We start from the raw sequence: 13,034 nt of genomic DNA, 5'->3' as shown, positions 1-13,034 counted from the left end.
CATCGGGCTGATGGATGCCTTCAGATCAGCTCCGCCGATGGGCTTCCGCCATCGCGACGATTACCTTGCGCGGTCCCCTGAACGGTGCGCGGGCATGCGCGGTAAGCATGTTGTCGAGCATCACCACGTCGCCGGCCTGCCACGGAAAACTGAGCTTGTGTTTCTCGAGGACGCTGCGGACGGTAAACAGCGTTTCATCGTCGATCGGCGATCCGTCGCCGTAGAAGACATTGCGCGGCAGCTCGACCTCGTCACCGACCACGTCGAGCAAACTCTCGCGCACCTCCGGCTCGAGGTTAGAGACGTGGAACAGGTGCGCCTGATTGAACCAGACCCATTCCCCCGTCACCGGATGGCGCGCCGTGCCCTGGCAGATCTGGCGCGTGCGAAGCTCGCCATCTTCCTTCCACTCGCATTCGATGTCATGCCCGGCGCAGTAAGCCTCGACTTCTGATCTGGAGTCGGTGCCGAATACCTGCTGCCAATCGACATCGAGGCCGTTGCCGTAGTTGCGCACATACATCACGCCCTTGTCGGCGAAGCGCTCCCGGATCGCCGGCGGCATATCGCGATAGATGGCGCGGCTGTCGGCGATCGGTGTCTCGCCGCCCTCCAGCGCCGGCTGCATGCAGTAGAACCAGATCTTCATCGGCCAATCGCGCGTATAGGCCTGCTCGTTATGCAGCGGGATATGCTGGTGCGGCGGATATTCCGTGGACGTATAGACTCCGGAGGTGACCTGCGAACGCGGTGTCGATCCAAACTCATAGGTCAATAGCGGATGACCGAAATCGGCCGCGAAGGCCCGAAACGCATCGGGACCGTCGAGCGAGAAGTCGCGAAACACGATGCCGCCGCAATCGGTCAGATGCCGGTCGATAGTCTCGCGCAGCATCGGCAGCGCTTCGCCTAGCGGCTGCCCGACCGAGTCGGCCTTGAGCAGCAACGGAAGACTTCTGCCCTCAATGAGTGGCTGGACGGAGAACGCGTTCATGATCCTCGCTCCGATGCAAACCAATCGATCGCCCCGATTGCCGGGCCAGCGCCGTGCCGATCAGGTCGATCAGTTCAGCCTGCTGCGTGTGAATGAAGAAGTGATGCCCCGGCAGCATATGAAGCGTGAATGACGCCGAGGTCTCGCGGCCCCAGCCCTGCAGCGCTTCGCGGCTGGTTTCGTCGTCGACGCCGCCGAAGACATGCACGGGGCACGGCAACGGTGGCCGCGGCCGGTAGACATAGGCGCCGCACATCAGGAAATCGGCGCGAAGCACCGGCAGGGCCGATCGCATCAGCTCCGGGTTCGACAGCACCTCCTCCGGCGTGCCTCGCAGGCTGCGCAATTCCCGCAGCAACGCCTCGTCGCTCAGCGGCTCGCGCCATTTGCTGCCGTCCCGAACGGCCGGCGCCTCCGCGCCCGAGGCAAAGAGAATGGCTGGCGCCGGTGCGCCGCGATCGAGCAGGCTGTGCGCGAGCTCGAACGCAATCACGGCACCAAGGCTGTGCCCGAATAATGCGTAAGGCGCGTCAAGCTGCGCGCCAAGTTCGCGGGCGAGTTGCGAGGCCAACGCGCACGGATCGGTCGCCGGCGGCTCGTCCATGCGCGCGCCGCGCCCGGGCCACTCCACCGGCCGAACATCGATCCACGATGGCAGCAGCCTGCGCCACCGCGCATAGATCATGGCGCTGCCGCCGGAGTAAGGCAGACAAAGAAGCCGCATCGGAAGATCAAGACTCCGCTGGCTCAAGCCGACTGCTGTGGCGCCGTTTCGTCCATGAATTTGCGCAAGGTCAGCGGGCGCATGTCGGTCCATACCTGCTCGATGTGATCGAGACACTCCTTCTTGCTGCCCGTCTTGCCCACCGCTTTCCAGCCGTTCGGAATTTCCTTGAACGTCGGCCAGATGGAGTATTGCTCTTCGTGATTGATGACGACGGTGAAGGTGACGTCGTCTCTGTCGAACACCATCATTGGTTCGGCCCCTCTTCAGAAAACGAATGGAATGACGTTTGACTAGGTCAGAAGCAAATGACGGTCAAAACAATATCGGCGCCGAAGTTTTTAATAGCTCCAAGTTGGCGACCGCATGACATGATGCAACCTCCGCGCTTGCGCGCGAGACGGGTGACAAGTCACTGATTTGCAAAACGATCCGCAGTTTCTTGCAATTCTAGTTTTTTGAGTCGGAACAATTTTCGAGATTCGAAATCGCACATCAGCGTTCGGAGAATCTTTTCATCGCATTGTCATCAATTTCGATGAGTGAACTTTTGTCGACAATGCAGATCAAATAAAACCGCCGCGGACGGGATCCGCGGCGGCGCGTATTGGAAACGGATGAGAAGGGTGCAGCGTTCAGAAATTGAACGTCGTCGACAGGAGATAGGTGCGCGGGGCAGCGAGCGTGATCACACCACTGTAGGCCGATGCCCAGTAGGCTTCGTTGAAAACGTTCTCGATATTGGCGCGCACCACGATCGGCTTGCCGTTCCAGGGCGACGTAAACGTGTATCGCGCCCCGATATCGACCCTCGTCCATTCCGGAAGCGTGAGGGTGTTGGTTACGTTGACATACTGCGAACTGGTATAAACGATCCTTCCCGTGAGCGTCAGGTCACGCATAAACGGCGTATCCCACTCAGCACCGATGTTGGCGGTGACCGCTGGAACGCCGACCGCAGTCCTGCCGTCTGTCGCGCCATTGTTGGCCGTCTTGACCTGTTTGCCATCGATCAAGGCCAGGCCACCGAGCAACCGGATTGCAGGCGTGATCTCGCCGAACACGTTGAGTTCGACACCGCGATTGCGCTGCTGGCCATTAAGAACCTGGACGTTGCCTACCGCGATAATGCTTGGCTGCGTAATATCGAACACACTCATGGTCGTCGTCAGGCGGCCCGTATCGATCTTCACACCCGCTTCGGCCTGCTTGGTCTGACCGGGCGGAAACACGGTCCCGATATTGGCGAACCCGCTACCCACGACATGCGGCGTTTGCAGTCCTTCGATATAGTTTGCGTACAGCGAGATGTTCTCGACCGGCTTCACCACCAAGGCATAGGCCGGGGTCCATACGGAAGAATCCGTTTCCGGCCTGCTTAGAGCGGGCGTGAGATAATTCGTTACCTCACTTCCGGCCGTCTGACGACGAACGCCGACCGTCAGCTGAACACGCTTGTTGAACATCGACATGGTGTCGGAAACGCCCACGCTTGAGATATTCACATTGGTCAACTGGCTCGCGGACAATGTCGTGAAGTTGGGCTTGGGAATGTTGGTCGGCTCGGTGTAGAGGTTCCAGAAAATAATGTCGGTTAGAGCATTGTTCGAACGCGTCCAGACCTTCTGGTTATAGGTTCGGTCGTTGATGGAGTAGTTCACATTGACCGCGTGATTGACGGGACCGGTGTCCACGTTTGCGCGAATGCCGGTCTCACCCGCGAGCGTCTCGAAAGTCTCCTTGCCGGCAAACGGACGCGACCACAGGCCTCCCAACTGGAACACCCCCGGAGGGGACGTCAGTGCGCCCGGCGCGACATTGGAGATGTTGGGCGAAGGATAGGCATAGTTGATGTTGCTGTCGTGATAACCAAACGACGCATAGGCGGTTACCCAGTCGTTGACATCGACCTCGCCTTTTACGGTCGAGAAGAAGTCCGTCGGCGCGTAATAGGCCCACGGAACCTGGAAATTCGTTCCAGCCTTCGGTGGCGGCGGAATGAGCGTTGTTGTCGTAGGTATATTAAAGAAACGCATGGGCGGATTCAGATTGTCGGCCTGGTAGCCGAGATCGACCGCCACGCGCGCGTTCTCGCCCCGATAGTCAAGGCCGAGAACAACGTTGCCGAATTCGTCGGTCTGACGGTTCCACGGCGTACTGCCGTTCGAGTAGGTGCTGTTCAGCCGGACCCCCCACTCCTTGTGTTCGCCATAGCGCCGGCTGACGTCGATATTCCCGCCGAACTGCGACCTGGAAACATAGGTGCTCGTCAGCTGCGTAATGTCGACGTCAGGAGCATGCTTGGTGATGAGATTAACGCTGCCGCCGACGGCACCACCGCTCGCAACACCGGTACCGCCAGTGGTCATGCCGTTGAGCACAGCGCTCGGTCCTTTCAGGACTTCGACGCGCTCGATGAAATTCGCCCCGATAGAGTAATACGGCGCGATTCCGTACAGGCCGTTCAGCCCGTAATCGCCGCTGTCGAGATAAAAACCGCGAACAAACAGACTATCGGCGCCGCCACCCGCCGCCTGGATGACGCGAACTGAAGGATCGTTCATCAGGACGTCGCGGATCGTCCGCGCCTGCTGGTTCTGTATCAATTGCGCGGTATAGTTGGTCTGATTGAAGGGCGTATCCATGACGCTGCGATTGCCCAGGAGTCCGAGGCTCCCTCCCGTCGCGACCTGCCCTCCTGCATACGGAGCCGGTGGCGAACCAAGCGTTCCGGTCGAAGGCGTCACATATGGCACCGGCTCCACCCGGCGAGGCGCAGGCGCAGCGACGCGCCGCTGCACGCGTGATGTGGACGTTTGCGATCTCTGAGTCGTCTGCCGCGCTCTGGGCTTGTCGGGAGCATCCACCGTCACAGGCGGCAAAGTCTGCGCGAACGCCTGCTGGCCGGTCGAAACATTCAATGAAAGCGCGAGATAGCTTACCGCTCCCAGCGAAACAGCGCGCACAACATTTCTGGCAGCGACTTCATACGTCATACTTCCACCCCAAAAGCCCACAAGCAGGTCCCTGCTCGTTCTAGCTACCGAAGTGGAAACAGCGAGTAGAAGCTATCTAAGGTGATGCTGCGCACGCACAGCGGCTTGCATCAGTGGCGATAGAGCAACACCGCACTTTCTAATAGTTCTAAATTCCCGCGCGAATGTTTTCGAACCCACGCTCCAATGAACGAATTTCGTTCGTACGATTCGACGCGCGCCATCCTGTTTTGAATCTTTCTAATTTTGATCAGTTCTAATTTCTGACACGACCATCAAACGCGACACCGGATGGCATCATCATTGCCGCCTTGCATGCGCTCAAACCTTTTCAATCCAACAGGTTGCGCAGAGTCCGCATGAAGACCCTCGCACCAGTTTCAATGAGCTGATCGGGAAAATCATAGTTCGGCTCGTGCAGGCTAGGATGCTGCTCCCCTGCGCCAAGGAAGAACATCGCGGCCCTCGACCGCGAGTTGAATCGTCCGAAGTCCTCGGATCCCCGCATCGGAAGGCCTTGCGTGGAATGACGCACGCCTTCTGCATCGAGCGCGCTTCTGAGATGCGCAACGGCCTCCGCATTGTTCAGGCAGTGACTGAAAACGTCGCGATAGGTGATTCTGACCTGCAGCCCCTCGCGCGCCGCCACGCGCTGCACCAGATCTTCCGCCTGCTGACGTATCAGCTCCATCGTCGAATCGGTCAGCGTCCTCAGCGTCACCCAGAGTTCGGCCTGACCGGGCGAGATGCCGAATGCCGGCTCGCCCAGCCTCGCATGGGTGACCGTCACCATCGAGAACGCTTCATCCAGCGCGCCACCCCGCCCCAACGCGGTGATTTCGCTCAATAGCGTTGCGATGGCCCGTTGCGGCGAAACGCCGAACTCGGGGCTGGAGGCGTGTGCGGTTCGCCCGGTCAGAACGATCTGCATTCCGCGCGAGGCGCAATTGACCAGACCTTCGGCAATCGAAACCTGCCCAACCGGCAGACCCGGAAGATTATGCAGCGAGAAAACAAAATCGGGCCGCACTTCATCGAACTTCGCATCGGCAAGGACCGCCGCGGCGCCAGAGCCGTCCTCTTCAGCCGGCTGGAACAGCAGCATGGCCCGCCCCCGCTTCGGCCGTTGCCGGCCCAGGCACCGCGCGACCGCCGCCAGAATGGTCATGTGTCCGTCATGGCCGCAGAGATGCGCCTTGCCCGGCACCAATGACCGATACGCCAGCTCCGAGGTCTCCTGAATCGGCAATCCATCGAGCTCGGCTCGAAGCATGATGGTCGGGCCGGGCACGTCCCCTTCATAGATTCCGAGCACGCCATGGCCGCCGAGCCCTGCAACTACCTTGTCGGCGCCGGCTGCATGGAGCAGCGCTTGCACGGTCGCCGCGGTCTTTTCTTCCTGTCCCGATAATTCAGGCTTACGGTGAAGTTCCCGGCGCCATGCCATCAGTTCGGTCAGATCGTGTTCAGTCAGGAACATGGACAGCTCTTGATATTGTGTTTGGCGAAACAGACCAGACTTGCGCATCGATGATTACATGATCGGGGAGGCAACATACATTCAGATGTTTCCTTGAGCTGGCGCAGCGTCGGGGATCAAGGATCGCCTCCTGCAAGGCGGTTGAAGCCATTCGTGAAGACGGACTGCCCGTATGAAAAAGATCGGATTTCTCTCCTTTGGTCATTGGACCGGTTCTCCGCAATCGCAGACGCGCACGGCCGCGGACACGCTCCTGCAGTCGATCGACCTGGCCGTTGCGGCCGAGCAGTTGGGCGCGGACGGCGCCTATTTTCGCGTCCATCACTTTGCCCGCCAGCTCGCCTCCCCCTTCCCCCTATTGGCTGCGGTCGGCGCGAAGACCAGCCGAATCGAGATTGGCACCGCCGTGATCGACATGCGCTATGAGAACCCGCTCTACATGGCGGAAGATGCCGGCGCGGCCGATCTCATCTCGGGCCAACGTCTGCAGCTCGGCATCAGCAGAGGATCGCCCGAGCAGGTGATCGATGGCTGGCGGTATTTCGGCTTTCAGCCGACCGATGGCGAAAGCGATGCCGACATGGGGCGGCGCCACGCAGAAGTCTTCCTCGACCTCTTGCGCGGCCGGGGTTTCGCGCAACCCAATCCCCGGCCCATGTTTCCCAACCCGCCCGGGCTGCTGCGCCTCGAGCCGCATTCCGAAGGCCTTCGCGAGCGGATCTGGTGGGGCGCCGGCTCGAATGCCACGGCAATTTGGGCGGCAAAGCTCGGCATGAATTTGCAGAGTTCGACACTCAAGAGCGACGAGACCGGAGAAGCCTTCCACATCCAGCAGGCCGCTCAGATTCGGGCCTACCGTGCGGCCTGGAAAGAGGCCGGCCATGCACGGGAGCCGCGGATCTCGGTCAGCCGCAGCATCATCGCGCTCGTGAACGACCGCGATCGCGCGTATTTCGGTCGCGGCGGCGAAGGTGAAGACCAAGTCGGTTTCATCGACGAAAGGACGCGGGCCATTTTCGGGCGCAGTTACGCTGCCGAGCCGGATGCGCTGATCGAGCAACTAAAAACGGACGAGGCGATTGCCGAAGCCGATACCCTCCTCCTGACCGTTCCCAATCAACTCGGGGTCGCGTACAACGCCCATGTCATCGAGGCAATTCTCACTCACGTCGCACCCGCCTTGGGATGGCGTTGAGCCGCTCTCTTATAGAGTAAGCGCCACGCGGATTTTGCAGCCGTGGGGAGGCGCGCGATTGACAGCCCTTTCCAGATGAAATTATGGTGATTGCGACGGTTCTCCTTCGGGAGATCAAAAGGGAATACGGTGCGGGGTCTCCCCAACGCCGTGGCTGCCCCCGCAACTGTAAGCGGTGAGCCTTCGCCAAATGCCACTGGGCCTGCAGGCCTGGGAAGGCGGCGATGGGTAACGACCCGCGAGCCAGGAGACCTGCCGTTAGTCGTGGTCACACGCGAGCACATTGGGCGGGGTGTTCTGGTGGGTGTTGAGCCGTCGTCTCCTCGAGGCAGCGGCCAAACTGGTTCGCGGTGACGTGCCACGTTATCGCGAGCCATACTGATGAATTCCCATGCTATCTTCGCGCCGCGGCACCGCCGCGCGCTTCTCGGTTCGATTACATTCTCCTGCCTGCTTTTTCCCGCCGATGGCTGGGCCCAATCCGGAAGGCCGACCCAAACGCTCGACCCCGTGGTCGTGCAGCCCTCGGCAACGCCGCCGAATGCCCGCAGCGTCCGACGCGGCAATGCCAACCACGCCGCGCGTCTTCGCCAGCAACGCAGCGTGGCCGCCAACACCGGTACACCGGTCGCCACACCGACAGGTCCGGCCTTCGCCGCACCGACGCTCAACCTCACCGGCACCAGCACGGCTGGCAGCCGGCTCGGCCTGACGCGGCTGCAGACACCAGCCAGCGTGGAGGTGATCTCGTCCGAAACCATCGCCGAGCGCGGCCAGCAGAATATCCTCGACGCGGTGACGCAAAACGCCACCGGTTTCACCGCGAGCCCGGCGCCCGGCAATGGCGGCGTCTCGTTCAATACCCGCGGCTTCACCGGCCTCGGGTCTGTGATGACGCTGTATGACGGCACCCAGCTTTATATCGGCGCCGGCACGGTGACGTTTCCGTTCGACACCTGGTCGACCGAACGCATCGAGGTGCTGCGCGGCCCTGCGTCGGTGATGTATGGCGCAGGCGCGGTCGGCGGCGCCATCAATGTGGTTTCGAAACTGCCATTGTGGGTCCCTCGCAACCAGGCCGAGGTCTCGCTGGACAGCAACCTGACGCGGCGAATTGCCGTGGATAGCGGCGGTCCGGTCAGCAAGGACGTCGCCTATCGGATCACCGCCTCCGGCAACATGTCGGACGGCTGGGTCGATCGTGACAACACCTCGAATGTCGCACTTCACGCCGTGGTCCAGATCAAGCAGAACGAAGACGTCACCTGGACGCTGTCTACCGACTATGGTGATCGCAATCCGTCGCGTTACTTCAGCACGCCCCTGATCAACGGCAAGCTCGATGAGCAGCTACGTTTCAAGAATTACAACGTCAGCGACAGCCACATCCGCTACCAGGATAGCTGGAACCAGGTGAAGACCGAATGGCAGGTCGCTGATGGCATCTCGATCCAGAACACACTCTACTATCTGAACTCCAAGCGACACTGGAAGGACGTCGAAAGTTACGCCTACAATCCCGCCACCGGCCTGATCAATCGAAGCAGTTACATCGAGATTTTTCACGATCAGCAGCAGGTCGGCAATCGCATGGATGCGAAATTCCGCGGACATGTCCTTGGCATGGTCAATGAGTTCCTTGCAGGCTTTGACGTCAACAGCATCAATTTTACCCATACCAACAATTCGCCTTATGGCGGCGCGTCATCCGTCAACCCGCACAACTTCGTTCCAGGCGTATTCAACAGCCCGAACCCCACGGTTCCCGGCTTTGGCAGCGTGACCAACCAGTATGCGCTGTTTGCCGAGAACAGGCTGTCGGTCACCGAACAACTATCCCTGATTGCCGGCATCCGCCAGGATGAGCCGACAGTCACGCGCATCGACTATGTCGTACCTGCCAACAGCTTCGAAAAGTCGTTCTCCTCGACGACCTGGCGCGCGGGTGCGGTCTATACGCCCGTCAAGGATCTCGCTTTTTATGGCCAATATTCCACCGCGGTCGATCCGGTCGGAGGGATCATCTCGCTGTCCGCCGCAAACAGGAATTTCAACCTGGCCACCGGCAAGCAGATCGAGGTCGGCGTCAAGCAATCGTTCTGGGGCGGCCGGGGCGAATGGACTCTGGCCGGCTATGAGATCGTGAAGAACAATTTGCTCGCGCGCGATCCCAACAACCCAACGGTGACCGTCCAGGTCGGCCAGCAATCGTCGCGCGGTGTCGAAGCATCGGTCGGCTTCGCGCTCGACCATGGCTGGCGAATCGATGCCAACACGGCCTTCCTGCGCGCGAGGTATGACGACTTCGTGCAGTCGGTCGGCGGCCTAGCCGTGAACTATGCCGGCAACGTGCCGGTCAATGTGCCGCAGAACGTTTCCAATATCTGGGCGACCTGGGCCTTTGCACCGAACTGGTCGGCCTATGCCGGCGTGCAGATCGTCGGCAAGACCTTTGCAGACAATGCGAACACGATGACGCGCCCGGCCTACAACATCGTCAACGCCGGTGTGCAGTGGAAGCCGGATCTCAACACCACCGTGTCGTTCCGCGTCTACAACCTTTTCGATGAGGTCTACACGACGTCGGGCGGCACCACGCAATGGCTGCTCGGAATGCCCCGCACGGCCCAGCTCGCCGTCAACGTGAAGTTCTGAGCGTGTCACGCACCCTGAAACGCACACTCCGGCGGTGGCTCTATATCGGCCACCGCTGGGTCGGCATCGTCACCTGCCTGTTCTTCGCCATGTGGTTCATTTCCGGCGTGGTGATGATGTATGTCGCGTTTCCCGGCCTTTCCGACAAGGAAAGGCTGGCAGCGCTTCCTGATATCCAATGGAAGAAGGTGGCGCTGTCGCCGGACGAGGCCATGAAGAAGGCTGGCGCCACCCGCTATCCGCGCGATCTCCGGCTTTCGATGCTGGCCGACGAGCCCGTATATCGAATGACTGCCTGGGACGGCACACGGCAAGTGATCTCTGCAGTCGATGGCCGCGCCATCACCAGCGTCTCCGAGGGACAGGCGCTGGCGGTCGCGCAATATCACCCCGCGAGCAAAACACCGCTGCTGGAAGAGATCGTCGATCGCGACCAATGGAGCGTGACGGCCCGTTACGATCCGCTGCGACCGCTTTATCTGATTGCGCTCGGCGACGATGCCGGCACCAAGCTCTATGTCTCCTCGCGGTCCGGCGAGATCGCGCTCGACACCAGCCGCACCGAACGCGTCTGGAACTGGCTCGGTTCGATCCCGCACTGGATCTATCCGACCGTGCTGCGCAAGGACGGGTCGCTGTGGCGGCTGGTGGTGCTGTGGATCTCCGGCATCTGCCTGATCGTCGGCGTCACCGGCATCTGGATCGGCATCCTGCGCGTGCGCTTGAAGCAACGGTATTCGAGCGACAGGATCACGCCATATCGCGGCTGGATGGCATGGCACCACATCACCGGCCTGATTGCCGGCATCTTCATGCTGACCTGGATGTTCTCCGGCTGGCTTTCGCTTAATCCCGGCGAATATTTTGCCGGGCGCAACACGGCGCGCGAGATGCTGCAACGCTATGCCGGCCATGATGCACCGACCATTGCGGCGAAGCTGCCAACGCCGCGGCTCCACACGGTTGAAGCGCGCTTCGTCTGGCTCGATGGCAGTCCAATGATGATCGTCGCATCGCGTGATGGCACGCAGACGCCACTGGACGTGACGTCGGGCGAACTTGCAAGACTTCCGCAGGATCGCCTCTGGGCTGCCGCAGAAAAACTGCTGCCGCACGCCCGCATCTCGGAGCGATTGATCCTGAAGGAATACGACGCTTATTGGTATTCACATCATAACCACCGCGAATTGCCGGTGTTGCGTGCGGTGTTTGATGATGACGCAAGGACATGGTTTCACATCAGCCCGGTCACCGGCGATATTATCGGCCGCGTGGACAGCAACCGGCGCACATATCGCTGGCTGTTCAACGCACTGCACAGCTTCGATTTTCAACTGTTGCTGACGTTTCACCCGGCTTGGGACATTGTAGTGTGGCTGCTGTCGATCCTCGGCACTATCGTCTCGGTGAGCGGCGTCGTTATCGGTTGGCGCTATCTGCGCGCTTGAAGTTACCCCGCTCCGCTGGGCGAAACTCCGGAGTTACCGTTTGCATCAAAGCGACAATGCAGTTTGCTGGCGAGATGATATCGACGCTTTGGCGTTCGAGCCGGACAACCATCGCGGCTTCTGCATGGTGCATCGGCTCGCCTTTCGAACGCTGCTGCAGTTTTTTCCGGAGCCTGACGATTGTCTGGCCTTCTTTCGCGACCAGGAACGTGCCTTCCGTGCCGCGGCGAGAGCCAAAATTGCGCGAAGTGCAATTGCGCACGAGGCCAATTTTCACCTGACCAGCCGCGACATCATCGAACAAATGGGCAATTAGGGGTCGCGGAAGACATTCGCTTCAGCTAGAAACGCCTATTACCTGGGAGAACCGACATGCAACAGACTCGTACCGCCGCCAGCTTGCCGATCCCCAGTCATGACCTGAGCGTGGTCTACCAGGCTGCTCTTGCCATGGCTCTCGGTCTCTTCATCGTCGGCTTCGTCGGTTTTTCCCATATCGATGCCGTCCACAACGCCGCGCATGACGTCCGTCATTCGAATGCGTTTCCCTGCCACTGATCTGCGATGTCGGTTTTTCGTTCGATTGTCTTTTCCGCGGTCTTGAGCGGACTGATCGGCGGTGCCGCGGTCACGGTCCTGCAATACTTCAGCACCGTCCCGCTGATCCTCAAAGCCGAAACCTACGAACACCAGGCGCCGGAAGCCGGTGCCAAGCCGACGGACGAATCGGCCAAGGGGCACGCGCCCCACGACCACGCTTCTCACGAACATGAGCCGACCGCCTGGAAACCAGCGGAAGGATTGCAGCGCAACAGCCTGACCGCTGCCGCCAATATTCTCACGGCAATTGGATTTTCGCTTCTACTGGCGGGCTTCTATGCTTTGCGCGGCGGCGTAGACCGGCACGAAGCATTGCTGTGGGGCCTGAGCGGCTTTGTGGTCTTCACCGCCGCGCCGGGGCTTGGATTGCCGCCCGAACTCCCGGGCGCACCGGTCGCCGCGCTCGGCGCACGTCAGCTTTGGTGGACCATGACCGCGCTGGCAACCGCAGCCGGCATGGGTCTCATTTTCCTGCATCGCGCCGCCTGGGCCACCGTACTGGGATTTGGCCTGGTCGTCCTGCCGCACCTCGTCGGCGCGCCACAGCACCCCGGCGCGCATAGCGACGTTCCCGATGAACTCTCGCACCAGTTCGTGGTTGCCGTGACCATGACGAGCCTGCTGTTCTGGGCGTTGCTTGGTTGCCTCACCGGTGTTTTTTTTCAGAGGTTCTCCGCACGATCATCCGGAGCCTTGTCGTAAGCGACGCCAATACTTGCGTCGGATATCGCCCTGTGCTTCGTTCCATCTGTCATCGGTGCCTTCGCGTAGAAGGTGAAACGGGAATGCGGTGCGGGGAAACGCCCCCAATGCCGCAGCTGCCCCCGCAACTGTAAGCGGCCATTCTCGGTCCAACATGCCACTGAACCTGCATTGGTTCGGGAAGGCGGACCGGGAGACGACCGCGAGCCAGGAGACCGGCCGATGACCAAGCTCAACTCG

At 60.6% G+C, this 13,034-nt stretch carries 11 protein-coding genes and 2 riboswitches; of the genes, 6 read left to right on the top strand and 5 right to left on the bottom strand.

Features of this window, described 5'->3' with window-relative positions; genetic code table 11:
• Window positions 1-25: 25 nt before the first annotated feature.
• The 5 genes from LMTR21_RS13435 to LMTR21_RS13415 form a co-directional block, all read right to left on the bottom strand.
• Window positions 26-994: a TauD/TfdA family dioxygenase gene (locus LMTR21_RS13435; RefSeq protein WP_065750040.1), complete on the bottom strand. Its 969-nt coding sequence runs from the start codon at window positions 992-994 to the stop codon at window positions 26-28.
• A complete protein-coding gene (locus LMTR21_RS13430; RefSeq protein WP_084030369.1) occupies window positions 963-1,718 on the bottom strand; it encodes a thioesterase II family protein in 756 nt (251 codons plus the stop codon). Before LMTR21_RS13430 ends, LMTR21_RS13435 begins: the two co-directional genes overlap by 32 nt.
• Before the next feature lie 23 nt (window positions 1,719-1,741).
• A complete protein-coding gene (locus LMTR21_RS13425; RefSeq protein WP_057900773.1) occupies window positions 1,742-1,969 on the bottom strand; it encodes an MbtH family protein in 228 nt (75 codons plus the stop codon).
• 384 nt (window positions 1,970-2,353) lie between these two features.
• Entirely contained in the window at window positions 2,354-4,714 is a 2,361-nt protein-coding gene (locus tag LMTR21_RS13420; RefSeq protein WP_065750038.1) for a TonB-dependent receptor, read from the bottom strand.
• Window positions 4,715-5,045: 331 nt separating this feature from the next.
• Complete coding sequence (locus tag LMTR21_RS13415) at window positions 5,046-6,194, bottom strand: amidohydrolase (protein WP_065750037.1); 1,149 nt, start codon at window positions 6,192-6,194, stop codon at window positions 5,046-5,048.
• Between the two features lie 172 nt (window positions 6,195-6,366).
• Between LMTR21_RS13415 and LMTR21_RS13410 the strand changes: the two genes are divergently transcribed.
• The 6 genes from LMTR21_RS13410 to LMTR21_RS13385 all read left to right on the top strand — a co-directional run bounded on the left by LMTR21_RS13410 (window position 6,367) and on the right by LMTR21_RS13385 (window position 12,794).
• Window positions 6,367-7,389 (top strand): LLM class flavin-dependent oxidoreductase, encoded by a 1,023-nt coding sequence (locus LMTR21_RS13410; protein ID WP_065750036.1) that lies wholly within the window; start codon window positions 6,367-6,369, stop codon window positions 7,387-7,389.
• 79 nt (window positions 7,390-7,468) lie between these two features.
• Window positions 7,469-7,663: riboswitch (cobalamin riboswitch) on the top strand.
• 107 nt (window positions 7,664-7,770) lie between these two features.
• Window positions 7,771-10,044: a TonB-dependent receptor gene (locus LMTR21_RS13405; RefSeq protein WP_065750035.1), complete on the top strand. Its 2,274-nt coding sequence runs from the start codon at window positions 7,771-7,773 to the stop codon at window positions 10,042-10,044.
• A 2-nt stretch (window positions 10,045-10,046) separates the two neighbouring features.
• Window positions 10,047-11,492, top strand: a complete 1,446-nt coding sequence (locus LMTR21_RS13400; protein ID WP_065750034.1) for a PepSY domain-containing protein — start codon at window positions 10,047-10,049, stop codon at window positions 11,490-11,492.
• 40 nt (window positions 11,493-11,532) lie between these two features.
• On the top strand, window positions 11,533-11,808 hold the full coding sequence (locus LMTR21_RS13395; protein WP_065750033.1) for a hypothetical protein: 276 nt from the start codon (window positions 11,533-11,535) through the stop codon (window positions 11,806-11,808).
• 56 nt (window positions 11,809-11,864) lie between these two features.
• Window positions 11,865-12,050 (top strand): CbtB domain-containing protein, encoded by a 186-nt coding sequence (locus LMTR21_RS13390; protein ID WP_084030342.1) that lies wholly within the window; start codon window positions 11,865-11,867, stop codon window positions 12,048-12,050.
• A gap of 6 nt (window positions 12,051-12,056) precedes the next feature.
• Window positions 12,057-12,794: a CbtA family protein gene (locus tag LMTR21_RS13385; protein ID WP_065750031.1), complete on the top strand. Its 738-nt coding sequence runs from the start codon at window positions 12,057-12,059 to the stop codon at window positions 12,792-12,794.
• A gap of 36 nt (window positions 12,795-12,830) precedes the next feature.
• Window positions 12,831-13,032, top strand: a riboswitch (cobalamin riboswitch).
• Window positions 13,033-13,034: the final 2 nt, after the last annotated feature.

The organism is Bradyrhizobium paxllaeri, assembly GCF_001693515.2.
In the GTDB taxonomy this organism is placed as follows: Bacteria; Pseudomonadota; Alphaproteobacteria; order Rhizobiales; family Xanthobacteraceae; genus Bradyrhizobium; species Bradyrhizobium paxllaeri.
This window is presented reverse-complemented; position numbering and strand designations above follow the sequence as displayed.